13 protein-coding genes and 1 pseudogene are annotated in these 15037 nt (G+C 70.4%); 5 read left to right on the top strand and 9 right to left on the bottom strand.

Annotated elements, in window-relative coordinates:
• Nucleotides 1-133 precede the first annotated feature (133 nt).
• Nucleotides 134-466 (top strand): annotated as a pseudogene (locus D7W82_RS42655) (hypothetical protein); the annotation flags it as partial.
• Nucleotides 467-573: 107 nt separating this feature from the next.
• Here D7W82_RS42655 and aat read toward each other — a convergent pair.
• Together aat and D7W82_RS32465 are read right to left on the bottom strand one after the other, a co-directional pair.
• A complete protein-coding gene (gene aat / locus D7W82_RS32470; RefSeq protein WP_120622024.1) occupies nucleotides 574-1272 on the bottom strand; it encodes a leucyl/phenylalanyl-tRNA--protein transferase in 699 nt (232 codons plus the stop codon).
• Nucleotides 1273-1286: 14 nt separating this feature from the next.
• Nucleotides 1287-2129, bottom strand: a complete 843-nt coding sequence (locus D7W82_RS32465; protein ID WP_199727891.1) for an LEA type 2 family protein — start codon at nucleotides 2127-2129, stop codon at nucleotides 1287-1289.
• 56 nt (nucleotides 2130-2185) lie between these two features.
• Here D7W82_RS32465 and D7W82_RS32460 point away from each other — a divergent pair, with 56 nt between their 5' ends.
• The gene (locus D7W82_RS32460) at nucleotides 2186-2830 is read left to right on the top strand and encodes a hypothetical protein (RefSeq protein WP_120622022.1); all 645 of its coding nucleotides are present in this window, start codon (nucleotides 2186-2188) and stop codon (nucleotides 2828-2830) included.
• A gap of 9 nt (nucleotides 2831-2839) precedes the next feature.
• Nucleotides 2840-3334 carry a hemerythrin domain-containing protein gene (locus D7W82_RS32455; protein ID WP_120622021.1) on the top strand — a complete coding sequence of 165 codons (495 nt, stop codon included), beginning with the start codon at nucleotides 2840-2842 and terminating at the stop codon, nucleotides 3332-3334.
• Here D7W82_RS32455 and D7W82_RS32450 read toward each other — a convergent pair.
• A complete protein-coding gene (locus D7W82_RS32450) occupies nucleotides 3315-4007 on the bottom strand; it encodes a hemerythrin domain-containing protein (RefSeq protein WP_199727889.1) in 693 nt (230 codons plus the stop codon). The two genes, D7W82_RS32455 and D7W82_RS32450, sit on opposite strands and share 20 nt — an antisense overlap.
• 170 nt (nucleotides 4008-4177) lie before the next feature.
• On the opposite strand from D7W82_RS32450, the gene D7W82_RS32445 reads away from it, so the two are divergent.
• Together D7W82_RS32445 and D7W82_RS32440 are read left to right on the top strand one after the other, a co-directional pair.
• Complete coding sequence (locus D7W82_RS32445) at nucleotides 4178-5815, top strand: hypothetical protein (RefSeq protein ID WP_120622025.1); 1638 nt, start codon at nucleotides 4178-4180, stop codon at nucleotides 5813-5815.
• Nucleotides 5816-5856: 41 nt separating this feature from the next.
• Entirely contained in the window at nucleotides 5857-6624 is a 768-nt protein-coding gene (locus D7W82_RS32440) for a hypothetical protein (RefSeq protein WP_147439678.1), read from the top strand.
• A gap of 8 nt (nucleotides 6625-6632) precedes the next feature.
• On the opposite strand, the gene D7W82_RS32435 is transcribed toward D7W82_RS32440, so the two are convergent.
• The 6 genes from D7W82_RS32435 to D7W82_RS32410 all read right to left on the bottom strand — a co-directional run.
• The gene (locus D7W82_RS32435; protein ID WP_158617767.1) at nucleotides 6633-7340 is read right to left on the bottom strand and encodes a laminin G domain-containing protein; all 708 of its coding nucleotides are present in this window, start codon (nucleotides 7338-7340) and stop codon (nucleotides 6633-6635) included.
• A 23-nt stretch (nucleotides 7341-7363) separates the two neighbouring features.
• Nucleotides 7364-9265 (bottom strand): tetratricopeptide repeat protein, encoded by a 1902-nt coding sequence (locus D7W82_RS32430; protein ID WP_120622018.1) that lies wholly within the window; start codon nucleotides 9263-9265, stop codon nucleotides 7364-7366.
• Nucleotides 9265-9903: a hypothetical protein gene (locus D7W82_RS32425; RefSeq protein ID WP_120622017.1), complete on the bottom strand. Its 639-nt coding sequence runs from the start codon at nucleotides 9901-9903 to the stop codon at nucleotides 9265-9267. Before D7W82_RS32425 ends, D7W82_RS32430 begins: the two co-directional genes overlap by 1 nt.
• A complete protein-coding gene (locus tag D7W82_RS32420) occupies nucleotides 9900-10403 on the bottom strand; it encodes a hypothetical protein (protein WP_233588069.1) in 504 nt (167 codons plus the stop codon). Before D7W82_RS32420 ends, D7W82_RS32425 begins: the two co-directional genes overlap by 4 nt.
• Nucleotides 10394-13663 carry a tetratricopeptide repeat protein gene (locus tag D7W82_RS32415; RefSeq protein WP_120622015.1) on the bottom strand — a complete coding sequence of 1090 codons (3270 nt, stop codon included), beginning with the start codon at nucleotides 13661-13663 and terminating at the stop codon, nucleotides 10394-10396. The genes D7W82_RS32420 and D7W82_RS32415 overlap by 10 nt, the downstream gene beginning before the upstream one ends.
• Nucleotides 13660-15037, bottom strand: a 1378-nt coding sequence (locus D7W82_RS32410) for a hypothetical protein (protein WP_120622014.1), incomplete at its 5' end; no start/stop codon positions are given. The genes D7W82_RS32410 and D7W82_RS32415, both read right to left, overlap by 4 nt.

The following is a 15037-nucleotide window of genomic DNA, read 5'->3' as shown; positions in this document are numbered from 1 at the left end:
GCAACGTGCTCGACGCTCTCACTGCGTCCCTTGAAGCCCATCTCCACGGCACTCCCGCACCATCGCTGCTGCCCGGAACCTGAATCCATCTCACGCTCGCGGTCGCCAAGCCCCCTGAACGCTTACCCGCGCGTTTGGGCAGGAAGGCCTGCTGTCAGGACGCAGGAGCAAGGCAATACCTAGAAAAGGTATCGTGCCTGGGGGACTGGAGTTCGATTTCCATGGAATCGGATGCCGATTCTCAGACGGGACCTCCAGCGTGGATGTGGACTTCACGCCAGAGGGGAAAGTGAGTGGATTTGATGGTTGGCGACTCCATTCCTTTTCTGCGGAGAATGCTTCCTTTGGAGGAGTGCGGTCTCATGAGGACGTTGAGGCCGCTCTCAGAAAAATCCTAGCGCAAGGTCTCATCGAGCCGCTCCCGGGCTCCCATCTCTATCGGCTTCGTGCGAGGGGAGGGACTTAGGATTGTCCATGGCATTTGCGGCGCAATGACCGGCCGGTCATCGCGCCAGTTGGTTCCGCGAATGGGCAGGCGCTGAGCGAGCAAAGGTTTTGAAGAGTAGAGCCTCGCTACTTCTCCGCGCCTTCCGTCCACGGCCCCCGGCGCGTGGGCTCCTTCAACGCCTGACCGAGCGCCGCCAGGAAGCGCTTGCGTGGCCAGGACTCCGCGCCGAAGCGCTCCAGGTGCTCTGTCTCCACCTGGCAGTCGATGAGCTGGAAGCCCCAGCCCTTGAAGCGCTCCGCCGCCGTGGCGAACGCCACCTTCGACGCGTCCGGCGCCAGCGCGAACATGCTCTCCCCGAAGTAGGCCGCGCCCAGCGACACGCCGTACAGCCCGCCCACCAGCACCTCGCCGTCCCACGCCTCCACCGAGTGCGCCAGCCCCAGCTCGTGCAGCCGGATGTACGCCTGCTTCATCGCGTCCGTAATCCAGGTGCCGTCCTGCCCCGGCCGGTGCACGCGCGAGCACGCGTCGATGACCTTCGCGAACACGGTGTCGTAGCGCACCGTGTACGTGCCCCGGTTCATCACCTTGCGCAGCGAACGCCCCACGTGAATCTTCTCCGGCTCCAGCACGAAGCGCGGGTCCGGCGAGTGCCACAGGATGGGCTGCCCCTCGCTGTACCAGGGGAAGATGCCCTGCGAGTACGCGGCCACCAGCCGCTCCGGGCGCAGGTCCCCGCCCACCGCGAGCAGGCCGCTCGTGTCCGCCTTGGAGGGCGGGGGGAACAGCTCCGGCTCGTCGTCACTCAGCAGGTAGATGGGCACGCGTGCGTCCCAGTCTAGCGGGACACGTTGAGCTTCACGTCACCCTTGAGGAAGTAGGGGACCTGCAACATGGGGCCCTTCAGCTCACCCTTCACGCTGTAGGGCAGGACGCCCTTCCCGATGAGCGCCTTGACGCCCGGGCCCCAGGACTGGGCCGTCACCGCCACCTCCACCGGGTACACGCCCGTGGCGGACGCATCCACCGAGTCCGCCTGCGCGGTGGTGCCCTCCTCCAGGGGCTTGTCCGCGATGGCGACCTGGTAGGTCAGCGAGTCCAGCCGCAGCGGGAACGGGTTCGGGTTGCGCACGCCCAGCCGCAGGTTGATCTGCACCTCCTCCGGCGAATAGCGGGCGGCGTCCAGGCTCTCCACGATGACCTCCGGCAGCCGGGGCACGCGCACGGCGCGGCTGGCGGCGAAGGGCAGGGTGTCCTCGCTGTCACCGGAGCGCACCACCAGCGTGCCGCGCAGCGCGATGAGCACCGTGCCGCCCTGGGCGCTCAGGCGGGCCAGGTCCTCCGGGCTCTTCACGTAGGCGGACTTCTCCTCGATGGAGAACTCCGCGGGGGCCCCCGGCGCGAACGGCACCCCCAGCTTCGCGGAGCCCGTCTTCACCACCTGCCCGTCGGCGACGAGCTCGTAGTCGGCCCGCTCCACGACGCCGTTGGCGGTGCCGGTGATTTGTCCGGTGTAGCGCACGGAGGCGTCGGTGAGCCCCTGGGAGACGACGGCGGTCTCCTGGGCCGTCAGGGCAGGGGGCCCTCCGGAGCGGACGGGGGCGGAGGCACACCCGGAGCCAAGGACGAACAGCGCGGACACCAGGGCCATCAGGCAGGTCGAGCGATTCACAAAGGACATTCTGGGGAGGCCAGGGGCTGGTCCCAAGGGGATTTCCGCTAGACTGTCCACCAACCGTGGCTCCCCGACGTCCCAACTTCAACCGGACCCTGCGCTCCCTCATCCGGGACATCGCCGCGCGCATGCCCGAGTTCAGCCACGTGAAGGTGGGGCGCATCCTGGTGGTGGCGGGTGAGGCCCGGCGCGCGTCGCGAGGCACGGTGAAGCCCCTGTGCTTCAAGGGGGGCAAAAGCGTCGACAAGGCGGGGCGGCGCAAGCCGGTGGTGCGCATCCGGGGCCGCCGCATCCTGTACTGCATCACGCTCCGGCCCCTCTTCTTCCGGGGCTCCACCGCGAAGTCGCGGCTGGAGACGCTGATGCACGAGCTCTTCCACATCTCGCTCCGCTTCGACGGCACGCTGCACGCGGGCCGCCGCCACGCGAAGCTGGGCGCGGAGTTCGGGCGCCGGCTGAGGCCGCTGGTGCGCCGCTACCTGAAGCTGTGCCCGGAGGCGCTGCTTGCGGACCTGGCGCACTCGGGTGAGGTGCGGGTGCTGCAGTGGCTGGAGCGTCCGGGCCCGGCCTACCACCCGCGCGCGTCGCACCGCCGCGTGCGCAAGGTCTACACGGAGGATCAGCTCTACTCCGGAGTGGCCCGCATGGTGACGCCGCGTCCGCGAGTGGTCCGCGAGGCCCACGTGCGCGACGACAAGGTGCACTGAAGGGCGTTGATGGCCGCGCCCACCGACTTCGTCAGCCTGGGAGCGCTCCACCGCGACCTGGAGGAGCTGTTCCTCCTGCACCAGGAGGCGCTGATGGGCCTGGACCTGCCCGCCGCGCGTGAGCGGCTGTCGCGGTATCGCGAAGAGCTGACGCGGCACCTGGAGGCGGAGGAGGCGCTGCTCCTGCCAGAGCTGCCTCGCGCCGGAAGGATCCGAGGCGCCGCGCCGGAGCTCTTCACCGGCGAGCACCAGCGCATGCGGGAGCTGCTGGCGAAGTGTCAGGACGCCGTGGACGCGCTGGACGCGAGCGCGCCGGACTACCGCCGAGCCGTGCTTCGCGTGTTCGACATGGAGAGCACGTTCAAGCACCTGGAGCACCACCACTCGTTGCGCGAGGAGACGTACCTGTTCCCCGCGCTGGATGGGGTGCTGGGCGAAGAGGAGCGCAGGTCGCTGTTGGCCGCGTTCCTCGCGCGCACGGAGACTACCTCTCCGGGGGCGTGAACCGGGCGAGTTCGTGGATGCCAAGCGCGCGCTCCAGTTGAGCGACCTCCTTGAGCGCGTTCTCGAAGCCGTCGCTCCCCAGCTGCCGGTGTTCCTGCGCTTCGAAGCGCTCGCCCAGTTCCTTGAATTGCTTCTCGTCGAAGAGGTTGCGGAAGGCGGGGAACAGGACCGTGTCCTCACGCGCGGCGTGCGGCCCGTACATGCGGATGAACAGGTTGAGCTGCCGCGCGGCCAGGGCCCTTGGCTGGGGTTGCGTGAGGGCGTCGCGGCCTGAGGTCGCGGCGAGGATGGACGCGGTGAGCTTGCGCCCGGCGGCGTGTTGCTCGAGCAGCACCTGAACGAGCTCCTTCTGCTGGCCCGCCTTCACCAGCCGGGGGAACACCTCCGTCTCCTCTGTCTTCTCGTGGTAGTCCTCGCCAAACCGGCGCATGAGCCGGGTGGCCTGGGCGAGCACCTCCACGGGCGCCTTCTCTTCAGGAGTGCCGAGGCGACGAGCGATCTCCTCGTACACCAGGAGCGTGCGGCGGATGATGCCGTGCTCGCGCATCAGGTCCTCGGTGGGGTTCACCTCCGCGGGCTTGGACTTGCGCTCCGCGCTCGCGGTGCTTGCAGCGCCCAGCACGACGACCGTGGACAAGAAGCGGCGACGGCTGGACGCCTCGTTCATGGACATGGTCGCTGTATGACTCGCTGGCTCGTCGGCCGGACCTGTCCGACAGTCGGACAGCTTTGTGCGGCGGGTAGGGCAGGCGAGCAGGGGGGCCGTCGCCCTCCTGGCTCTGCCTGACGTCGAGTCGTGCGTGGTGTCCTCGCGCCCGCTGGCTCGAACGAGGTTTCCTCTTGGTGGGACGCGGGGTCTGGGTGTGGTGCTGGGCGCTCGTGGCGCTGGCGCTCGCGGGTTGCGACCCGGGGGCGGAGCTGACGCCCTGTGCCGTGGACTGCGAGGGCGCGGCCTGCGCGGCCTGTGTCACGTCCCTTCCCGAGGAGACCGTCCGGCCCGCGCTCGCGTGTGATCAGCTCCCCGCGCCGTCACGGTGCCTGGGGCCTCGCGTGCTGGAGCGCTGTGTGGATGGCGCCGTGCACCGGGAGGACTGCGCGGAGGACACCGCCTGTGTCGAATCGCCGGAGGTCGCCTGTGTCTCGGGCTCGGCGTGTGTCGACGGCGTCTCGCGGTGCACGGAGTCCAAGGCCTTGCAGGTGTGCACGAACGGCCGGTGGGCCGCGCGGGCCTGCGACGTGGCTTGCGAGGCCGCGCCCGGCCGTGGCTTCTGTGGCAGGGCCGGGCCCACGTTGAGCGGCACGGTGCGCTACGCGCGCCGCTTCCCGGATGCGGAGTTCCGCGCGTGGACGCCGGACGTGGAGCCGGTGCCTGCTCGCGGGTTCCTCATCGTGTCGTTCCAGGGCACGAAGGTGCTCGACTCGCAGGTGACGGATGACGCCGGCCGCTTCACGCTGAAGGTGTCGTCGTCCCTGGGAGATGACGACCGCGTCGTCGTGTACGCGGCCGGCCGGGGGCGGGACGGCGCGGTGGCCTACGCGGTGGCGGACCCCGGGCTGCCGGGCGCGCAGTCGGTGAGGACGGTGCCGGGGGACGCGGCCCGCATCTGGAGTTGGTCGCGCACGACGCGCGAGCTGTCCGAACAACCCGCGTTCACCCTCGCCGAGTCCGAGGGCTCCGGCGCGGCGGCGGTGTTCGACGTGCTGGGCACGGCCTGGCGCCGGATGCGTGAGCGCTACGGCGGGCGCGACGGCCTGCCCATCGTGGCGTGGCTGGGCTTCGGGACGACCTGGTCCTGCGGTGCGTGCTTCGCGCCGTGGCCGGTGACGGCGGTGGGCCGGAGCTGGGACGCGCAGGTGTGGCTGCCGGGGGACTCGGATGCGGCGTGGTGGTCGGACGCGATGGTGATGCACGAATTGGGGCACTGGGTGATGGCCAGCCGGGGCACCAGTCCGGAGGAGGGCGGGCCGCACTACGTGGGCGTGCCCACCTTCCCGGGACAGGCGTGGAGCGAGGGCTGGGCCACCTGGTTCAGCGCGGACGCGCGCCGCAGCCCCCGCTACTTCGACCGGCAGGGCGGGACGCTGTTCTGGGTGGACCTGTCCGCGCGAGCCTCCTCGGTGAGCCCCTGGACGCGACCGCGCGCGGAAGACGGCCTGCTCCAGCCCATGGACGAGAACGAGGTGGCCGCCATCCTCTACCGCACGGCCACCGGTACACCGTCGAGCCAGCACCTCTACGACGCGCTCGCCGCGCCCGCGATGAACCGGTCGCCCTGGGCGCGCGGCTACACGCGGCACACCTGGACGCGGGATGAGAAGGGCGCGCTCACGGACGTGGTGGACACGGGCAGGCCCTCACCGTGTCTCGCGGACTTCCTGGACGCGCTGATGTGCCAGGGCTTCCCGAGCACCCGGGTGGACGCGGCCACCGAACCCGCCACGGCCTTCCCGTACCCCAGCCACGAGCCCCTGTGCCCATGAAGCTTCCCCGTCCGATGCAGAGAAGCCGGCGGTCCACGGCCGTGATGCGCAAACGCGTGGCGGGGGCCGTGCTGGCGCTGGCGCTCGTCGGAGCGCTGTCGGCCGGCATGGCTTCTGGAGTGGAGCGCGTGCGGCGCAAGAAATCGCCCAGGCCTTCCGAGCCACCTCCTCAGGCGCAGGCGAAGCCGGTCCACGAATCCTCACCGACGCTCCTGGCGTCCGCGCGGTCGGTGGCGCTCCCTGCGTACGGAATGGATACGTGGGACGTGGAGTCGCGCGAGCGTCAGGGCTCGCGGCCTGTTGCTCCGGCGAAGACGCACGCCACGGAGATGCCGACCGCGGTGCTCACACGAGGCACCGAGGACGGCGCCACGGCCACGGACAGCCCGGCGCCACGGCCCACGGCGCTCCCCGTCACGGCGCGCATCCCCGCGCCGCTGCACGTCTCCTGGCGGGTGGTGGACGCCAGCGCGGACACGGTGCGGCTCGTCGCGCGGCTGGACCGGAGCCCGGGCTTCACCGCGCCCGTGGAGGTATCCCTGCGTGTGCCGCCGCGAACGGTCCTCCGGGAAGGTCCCACGTCGCCCATCGTCCTGGACGGAGACACGCGGGAGGTGCCCTGGACCCTGGGCCTGCCCGAGGGCGCCAGTCCCGATGACGACCTCGTGCTGCTGGCGAGCGCCGGAGGCGAGTCCTTCGGCGTCCACGCGGAGGCGCGCTACCGCTTCGGCCGGACGCTCGCGGAGTCACCCCGGCCCACGCCCACGGGGCCTCCGCTGCCAGAGGCCCTCATGCGCTCCCGCGAATAGCCCCGGGCTCAATCCAGGTTGAAGTACACCTCGTCGATGGCGCCGTGGAACTGGTCGTTGTTGTTCCCGGCGCTCTTGGCCCCGATGGCGACGGGCTGTCCCACCGGGTTGATGTCGTAGGTGCTGGCGAGCAGCGCGCTGCCCCGGGCCACGTTGTCGATGAGGATGGTCAGCGTGGTGCTGGTGCGCTGGCACGTCACCTTGTGCCAGGCGCCGTCCGCGATGCCCACGGATGCCTTGACGATGACGGCGTCCGCGCCGCCGGTGGTGCGCACCACGCAGCTCGGCTTGCCCGCCACCGCGTCGTCCAGCTGAAGCTTCCACTGCGCCGTGCTGTAGAGCCCCTTCTGCACCAGGTTGGATCCGTGGTCCGTGCTCAGCTCCGCGAGCGTCACCCGCACGCGCGCCCCGAAGGAGAACAGCGCCGTGCCCGGGTTGAGCGACGCCGAGTCCGCCGCGCTGATGAAGGCCTTCGCGCACGCCGTCCCGGCACAGACCGCAGGGAAGCGCACGCCCTGGCCGTCGTAGCCCGGCGTCTCCACCGTGACGGCGCCGCCATTGCTGGCCTGCGCCGTGCCCGTGTGTCCCTTGCCGCTGTCGTCCACCACGGTGGTCACCGGGTCGGACACCGACTCGAACTTGTAACGAAGCTTCTGGCTCACCGCGCCGGCCGTCACCGGCCCCAGCAGCAACACCGCGGCCAGTCCCACACGCATCGGATGGTTTCTCATGAGGACCCTCAAGGTACGTCCACGGCCAGCTTCTGCAGCGCGCTCTTCGCGTCCGCGTGGTCCGGCTGCAGCTGCACCGCGGCCTCGTACTCCTTCTTCGCCTCGGCCTTGCGGTTGGTGGCCTCCAGCAGCTGCGCGAGCGCGAAGTGCGGCTCTCCAGCGCCCGCGTCCACCTGCGCTGAACCCCGGAACGCCTTCTCCGCCTCCGGCAGCTTGCCCTGCCGGTACAGCGTGTGTCCCAGGTACAGCAGGCCCAGCGAGTTGCGAGGCTCCACCGCCAGCACGTCGCTCAGCACCTGGAGCGCCTTGGTCTCGTCACCGCCGCGCAGGTACAGGAAGCCCAGCTCCGCGCGGGCCTCCAGCTGCGCGGGGTCCTTCGCCACCACCGCCTCCAGCTCCGGCACCGCCAGGTCCGGCCGGCCGCGCCGCGAGTGCAGGATGCCCAGCCGCGCCAGCGCCGCCGTCTCCGCCTCCTCGCCCTGAGCAGGCGTGAGCAGCTTCTCCGCCGCCGCGTAGTCGCCCATCGCGAGCAGCAGGTCCGCCAGGCCCAGCTTCGCCGCGCGGTGCTTCGGATCCTCCTGGAGCACGGCCTCGTAGAGGGGCCGCGCCTGGGCGCCCACGTGCTTCTTCGCGTACGCCTCCGCCAGCATCAGCCGGTTGTCCACCGTGGGCTGGAGCTTCACGCAGGCCAGGTACTGCGCGATGGCGCCGTCCAGGTCGCCCTTGGCCTTGAGCGCGTCGCCGTAGCCCGCGCGCACGCCGGGCTCATTCGGGAAGGCCTCCACCGCCGTCTTCAGCGTGGCCACCGCGTCGTCCACCTTGCCCAATTCCAGATATGCGCGCGCCAGGCCCTGGTAGGCCTCCGTCGTCTTCTTGCCGTCGTCGGCGCTCTTCTCGATGGCCTTCTGGAACGCGGACACCGCCTGCGTCTTCTTGCCCTGCGCCAGGTACAGCTGGCCCAGCTGCGTGTACGGACCGCTCGCGCGGCGGGGCTCCAGGAGCAGCGCCTTCTCGAAGGCCTTCGTCGCCCGGGCGTTCTCCCCCAGCTGGAAGCACGCGAGCCCCAGGTTGAAGTGCGCCTCCGCGTACTTCGGATCCAACGTGATGGCCTTCTGGAACGCCTCCGCCGCCTTGCGCGCGTTGCCCTGGCCGTCCAGCACCACGCCCAGGTTGTTCTGCGCGCGCGCGTGCTTCGGATCCGCCTTGAGCGCCGCCTGGTACTCCGAGAACGCGCCCGTGACGTCGTTCTCCCGCATCAGCACGACGCCCAGGTTGTAGTGCGCCTCCGCGTCGCTGTCCTTCTGGCGGATGGCCTCGCGCAGCGTCTCCTTCGCCTCCGCGGCCAGCCCCTTCTCCGCCAGCGCCTTGCCCAGGTTCACCCGCGCCACCTGGAGCGCGCTGTCCAGCTTCAGCGCCTCGCGGTACGCCTCGATGGCGTCGTCCGTGCGGTTCGCGCGCTGGAGCACCTCGCCCAGGTTGAAGCGCAGCTCCGCGTCCTTGGGCGCGAGCTCCGTGGCCACGGAGTACTGCGTGATGGCCACATCCATGTCGTCCTGGATGCGCGCCAGCAGGCCGCGCTCCGAGCGCAGCGTGGCCTCCTCCGGGAAGGCCGCGAGCGCCGCGTCCAGCACCGCCTTGGCCTTGGGCACATCCCCGGACAGCCGCAGCGCGCGCGCGAGCGCGACCTTCGCCGGGACGCCGTCCGGCGTGAGCCCGACCAGCTTCGTCAGCGGCGCCACCGCGCGGCGCGCCTGGTTCTGGGACAGGAAGGCCGTGCCCAGCTTGTAGAGCGCGTCCGGGTCGTCCGGGAGCTTGTCCGCGCGCGCAGCGGGCTTCTCCGGCGGAGGTGCCTCCGGAGCGGGAGCCTGGGCCGTCAACAACTGGAGGAGAAGGACTCCGGCTTTCGTCATCACAGGTTCTCCACGTACGGGCTGGCGCGCGCGTCGAAGGTCTTCTTGGCCAGGGCGGCCTTCTTCGCCTCCCACGCCTCCTTCGCCGCCTGCGCTTCCTTCGTGTCCCCCCCGAGGTTCGCGCGCTCTTCCTTCACGGCGGCCTCGCACTCGGACACCTGCTCCTCGAAATCCTTCGGCTCCAGGCGCTCACTGCCCTGGACCTTCGCCTTGCGCGCCGCCGTCAGCCGCGCCAACTCGAAGCGGGCGAAGGCGCAGCGCAGGGACAGCTTTTCCACCTCGCGCAGCCCCACGTTGAGGCGCTGGTGCGCGCGCAGGTACTCCACGCGGGCCTCGGACTCCGCGATGGCCAGCTGCGCCACCTCGCGGGACGACGCGTCCTGCGCGCGGTCCTCCTCGTCCTCGGCGGCCTCCTGGCGGCTCTTCGCGCGGCGGATGTTGTCGCGCGCGCGGTTGATCTCGTTGTCCGCCTCGTCCACGCGGTCGATGGCCAGCGCCAGGTCGTTCTCCGCCTCCAGCAGCTCGATGCGCGTCTCGTACGGCAGCTTCTTCACCAGCGCGTCCGGCACGCGCATGCCGTAGCTCGGGCCGCAGGCGGCGGTCAGGAGGGACAGGCTGAGGAGCAGGTGGCGCTTCATGGAGCAATGGCCTCGAAACGGCTGAAGAGGGTCCGGCCGGAGTAGACGTCGGTGCCGTTGGTGAACGTGACGCTGAACTCGCCCGACACCCGGTCCCCGGTGTTTTTCGGAAGGGACTTCACGAAGAGGTTTCCGCGCACGAGCGGCGGGAATGGACGCACCGGCTCATCCAGCACGCTGCGGCCCACGCTGCCCCGCTGCGAGCCGTCGTCCAGCGCCTGCGCCAGGTCGATGTCCAGCGAGCCCGCGTACTCGTTGTCCGGCAGCATGTCCGCCACCCGCGCGCTCACCTTCAACACCACGTCCTGCCCGCTGCCCTGCGTGTTGACGAAGCTCACCGCCAGCGTCCCCTCCGCCAGGGCCGCCTCCGTGCGCTGGTAGCGCAGGTCGATGAGCTCCGTCACGCTGCCCTCCAGCTTGCCGCCCTCGTCACCACACGCGGTGGCGACGAGCGCGAACAGCACCGGGGCGATGCGGCGGAAGGGCGCGCTCACTTGCATGCCTTCCATCCCGCGTCCACGTCCGGACCGTTGAGCGTGCCCATGTCCTTGAGCACGGCCAGCTCGCGGCGCGCGCCGTCCGTGTCGCCGAAGCGGCAGCGCAGCGCGGCCAGGTTGAGGCGGGCCTTGTCGTAGGTGGGGTCCGCCTCCAGCGCCTTGGCGTACGCCTCCCGGGCGCCCATGGCATCCCCCAGGTTGAGCATGGCCCAGCCCAGCGCCGCGTGCGCGGACGCGCGCGTGTCCTGCAGCTCCGTCACGCGCCCGAACGTCAGCTGCGCCATGCCGTACTGGTGCGCGTCCAGGTAGCCCATGCCCAGGGCCTCCAGCGCCTCCGCGGTGAGCACCCGCTCCGCCTTCTTGCGCAGGTCCTCCAGCGCCGCGGGCTGCGTGGGCGCGGCAGGCTGCGGAACCGGCAGCGCGGCCACGTCCGTGCGGTTGCGGCAGCCCACCACCGCCGCGTTGAAGACCTCCAGCGACTCCGCGCGGGACAGGCAGGCCTTGAAGGCCTCGTCGGAGCGGGCCTTGAGCGGCCCCACCTGCTGCTTCACCGCGTCCTGGAACTGCTTGGTCTCCGCGGCGGACAGCCCGCCGGGCACCGGCGTCTGGTCCACCACGTCCGCGATGTGGCCGTACGCCAGGGCAATCTTCCACAGCGACGCCACCGCCCACTCCGGGTAGCCGAGCGACGCGGCTTGCGTGTACACGCCCTCCATGGCCTGGAGCGCGGCGACCTTCTCCTCCACCTTGTCCGCCGGCAGGTCCTTGTAGCCGCGGTACAGAATCTCACCCAGGTACCAGAGCCCCTTGGCCGCTTCCTCCGTCTGGCCGTTGGGGCCCTGCACCGCGGCGGTGAGGGTGGAGATGAGCGCGTCCGGCGGAGCGGTGGGCGCGGTGGTGGCCTGCACCTCCGCGAGCACCGCCGCGGCGGCCACGTTGTTCTTATCCAGCTTGAGCGCGGTCTCCGCCGCCGTCTTCGCGCGGGCGTAGTCCTTCTGCTTCAGGCGCGTCTCGGCGAGCAGCGCCAGCACCTCGCCCTTGCGCGCGCCCGCGGCCTCCGACGCCGTCTCCAGGTTGCGGGACGCTTCCTTGTACTCACCCAGCGCGATGCGCAGGCGGGCGCCGGCCATCCAGCCGTCCACCGACGCCAGGTCGCCCGTCAGCTTCTGGCCCACCTGTTCGAACCAGCCGGCCGCCTCGTTGAAGGCCGCCGCCTCCGCCGCGTGCCGGCCCAGCGTCAGGAGCACGTCCGACAGGTACTGGCTCTTGGGGTAGGACTGCACCAGCTTCGCGCCCAGCTCGCGCTCGCGCGGCAGGTCGCGCTTCTCGCGCGCGGCGGTGAACGCGCCGTAGAGCGCCTTCTCGCCGATGTCGCTGTTCTTGTTCTCGTCCGCGACCTTCATCAGGCCTTCGATGACGTCGCCCGTCTCCTGCGCGCTCTGCAGGGCCAGCTCGTCCAGGGCCTCGGCCTTGCTCTGCGTGAGGATCTTCTGCACCTCACCCCGGAAGTTGGACGGCAGCGAGGACGCGAGGAACTTGCGGCCCGTCTCGTCCAGCTTCTTGAAGTCGTTCACCTGCCTGAGGCTGTCCAGGGCCAGGTTGCCCGCCACCGGCGCGTCCTTGTACTGCGGGTGCGCCAGCGCGAACGCGGTGAACAGCTCCGCCGCCTTCGGGTACTCGCCGTCCTCGTAGTAGGCGCGCGCGATGTTGAACTTCACGTCCAGCACATGCGGGCTCTGCGGGTAGCGCGACACGTAGGAAGCGCCCAGCAGCTTCAGCGCCTGCCGCGCGTCGGCCACCTCGAAGGCGTTGCGCTTCTGCGCCTCCTCCGGCTTGAGCGTGGAGAAGTGGGCCAGGAGCGCGCCGTACATGGCGGTGTCCACGGCCTTGTTGTCCTTGGCCTTGTCCTCGTAGCGGGCCAGCTCCTCGAACTGGCGCGCGGCCTCCGGGAACTCCTTGGCGGCGAAGAGCGCGTCCGCGCGGTTCTTCATGATGGGCCGCACGTACTGCTCCGGCCGGAACAGCCCCAGGTACTCGCGGTAGGCGGCCGCGGCCTTCACGTACAGCTCGCGCGAGTCCGCCTTCTGCGCGGCCAGGTGCACCTGCGTGGACAGGTCGCGCGCCATCTCCTCCGTCTCCGCGAGCTGCTTCTTGCGGTCGGACTCCGTCATCTCCGGGTCCGTCTTGCTCTGCACCGCGGCGCGCACGAGGAAGCGGATGTCCTCTGGCTCCGGCATCACCTTGCCCTTGGCGGCCTTGAGCGAGTCGTACAGCTTCTGCCCGCGCTCCAGGTCCATCTCCGGGTCGGGCTGCACTTCCATCAGCTTGCGCAGCGTGGGGATGGCCCACTCGTACTGCTGCTTGATGAAGTAGCGGTTGCCCAGCTTGTCCAGCGCGAGCGCGTACGTGGCGCGGCTGTCGCTGAGCTTCTCGAAGTAGTTGAGCGCGCCCTTGGGCGGCTTGGCCTCCGTGTAGCTGTAGACCAGGTCCAGCAGCGCCTCGCGCTTGACGTTGAGCGCCTTCTTCACGTCCACGCCGGGCAGGGGCGCGCTGGCGGCCGCCGCCTCGAAGAAGGTGACGGCCTCCGCGTGCTTGGCCTGGTTCACGCGGATCCAGCCCATCTTGTAGCGGGCCAGGTCGTGCACCGGCGACGGCGGCAGCTCCAGGATGGCCTGGTAGTGCTTCTCCGCTTCGACCAGGTCCGCCTTGTCGAAGAAGTGGTCACCCAGGATCTGCTCGGCTTCCAGGCGCAGCGGGCTGTTGGGGAACTTGCGCGTCAGGTCCCCCAGCGTCTTGAGCATCTCGTCGAACTGGCCCAGCTCGCGCTGCTCGTGCGCCAGGTAGAACGTCACCTGGTCCCCGTCCTTGAAGTCCGGGTACTCGCGCAGCAGGCGGTAGTACATCTGCACCGCCTTCTGCTTCATCAGGCGCGTCTCCGGGGAGACGATGGCGCCCGTGGCGCCCTCCGGCCGGGTCTCCGCCTGGAGGTAGTACACGTAGCGGCTCTTCTCGACGTAGAGCTCCGCCAGCCGGAACTGCAGGTCCGGCAGGTAGGGGGCGTTGCGGCTCTTGGAGATGAGCTTCTCCGTCTCGCCGATGGCGCGGTCCACCTTGAAGATGTCGCGCTTCAGCTTGGCGACGAGCTCCTCGCGCTCCTTCGCCTTGGACACGATGGGGTTGGTGTTGGGCCCAACACGGCCAGGGCCGGGGGCCGCGGCCGCGAGCAGCGCGGCGGTGATGAGGCCGGTGAACGGGCCGGTCATGGGGTTTCCTCGATGCAACGGCTCTCGATGCGGACCCGGTAGGACTTGAGCTCGTCGTTCCAGTATTCGTTGTCGAACTTGAAGGCGACCTGCGCGGGCGACAGCAGCTCTTCCTCTTGCGCCGCCACCACCTGCGCGCCCTTCTTCACGCGCTCGTACAGCTTGAGGCCGACCTCGTACTCCATGAGGCGCACCTGCTCGGCGGCGCGCAGGAGCGTGTCCGCCTCCTGGCGCACGGCGTCCTGGAGCCGCGCGTCGTACACGCGCACGGCCTCCGCGTGGGACAAGTCATAGACGCGCGTCAGGTGCCCGAAGAGACGGTCGCCGAAGCTGCCGGCGTAGCGGCCCAGGCGCTCGCCCTCCAGGTCCAGCAGCGACACGAACTTCGCGGCGCGCTGGGTGTTGCCGTGCGCGTTGGCGGCGCGGCGCAGGCGGGCGTCCTGGCTCAGGTCCTCGCGGTTGCGCACGGACTCCAGCGAGTCCGCGTACCGGCGCGTCAGCTCCTTCGCCGCGCGCTTGGCGGGCAGGTAGTGGCACAGGTCGCGGAAGATGAGCGCGCGCAGCAGGTACTTGTCCGGCATGAACTCATCGCGGAAGGACGGCGCGTCCAGCGTGGTGAGGATGCCCAGCGCCGCGCGCAGCTCGCCCAGCTTGTAGCGGGTCCACGCCTCCTCCAGGTAGAGGCTGGCGCGGCCGGGGTCCAGCTCCGGCAGCTTCACCTTGCCGTACGCGTCCAGCGCGCCGGTGAAGTCCTTCTTCTCGTAGCGCAGGCGGGCCACCGCGAGCGCCGCCTCGTTGCGCGCCTCGCGGGTGAGCTTCTCGTCCTGGGACAGGCCGAGGAAGTCCTTCACCATCTCCTCCGGCGGATCCTTCACCTGCTTGAGCCGGGTGACGAGCAGCGCGAACTTCGCGCGGCTGGCTTCGGCGCTGGTCTCCGGCAGCTTGGAGAAGTGCGTGTTCGCCCAGCGCTCGTTGCCCACGCGCAGGTCCACCAGGCCCTGCTGGTAGTGCGCGTAGGCGCCCGTCTCGTCCGGGAGGAAGCCCAGGTCGAGCGCGCCGAACACCTGCTCGTCGATCATCACCTCGTCGTGCGGCCGGTCCGTCAGCCCCTTCAGCGCATCCAGCGCGCGCGGCAGCACGTTGGGGTTGGAGCGCTCACGCGCGATGCGCGCCAGGTACGTCGCGCCCGCGTGCGTGAGGCCCAGGTCGATGAGGCTGCGGGCGAGGAAGTACTGGCCCCACGCGTAGTTGTCATCCGTGCGGGGCGTGGCCTGGAGCCACGCGTACAGCGGGCCCGCGGCGTCGCGCGGCTTGCCGTCGAAGTAGGCCTTGAGCGCGTTGTCGAAGGTCTCCGGCGGCACCTTCTGCGGCGGG

The sequence above is a fragment of the Corallococcus sp. CA049B genome, assembly GCF_003611685.1.
Taxonomy (GTDB): domain Bacteria; phylum Myxococcota; class Myxococcia; order Myxococcales; family Myxococcaceae; genus Corallococcus; species Corallococcus coralloides.
Note: the sequence above shows the minus strand (reverse complement) of the source record. Positions and strands in the feature narration are given on the sequence as shown.

Coding starts and splice junctions, on each gene's coding strand:
- D7W82_RS32435 (WP_158617767.1), bottom strand. CDS start 7,340: ATGCGTGTGGGACTGGCCGCGGTGTTGCTGCTGGGGCCGGTGACGGCC.
- D7W82_RS32415 (WP_120622015.1), bottom strand. CDS start 13,663: ATGACCGGCCCGTTCACCGGCCTCATCACCGCCGCGCTGCTCGCGGCC.
- D7W82_RS32430 (WP_120622018.1), bottom strand. CDS start 9,265: ATGACGAAAGCCGGAGTCCTTCTCCTCCAGTTGTTGACGGCCCAGGCT.
- D7W82_RS32455 (WP_120622021.1), top strand. CDS start 2,840: ATGGCCGCGCCCACCGACTTCGTCAGCCTGGGAGCGCTCCACCGCGAC.
- D7W82_RS32465 (WP_199727891.1), bottom strand. CDS start 2,129: ATGTCCTTTGTGAATCGCTCGACCTGCCTGATGGCCCTGGTGTCCGCG.
- D7W82_RS32450 (WP_199727889.1), bottom strand. CDS start 4,007: ATGTCCATGAACGAGGCGTCCAGCCGTCGCCGCTTCTTGTCCACGGTC.
- D7W82_RS32420 (WP_233588069.1), bottom strand. CDS start 10,403: ATGCAAGTGAGCGCGCCCTTCCGCCGCATCGCCCCGGTGCTGTTCGCG.
- D7W82_RS32425 (WP_120622017.1), bottom strand. CDS start 9,903: ATGAAGCGCCACCTGCTCCTCAGCCTGTCCCTCCTGACCGCCGCCTGC.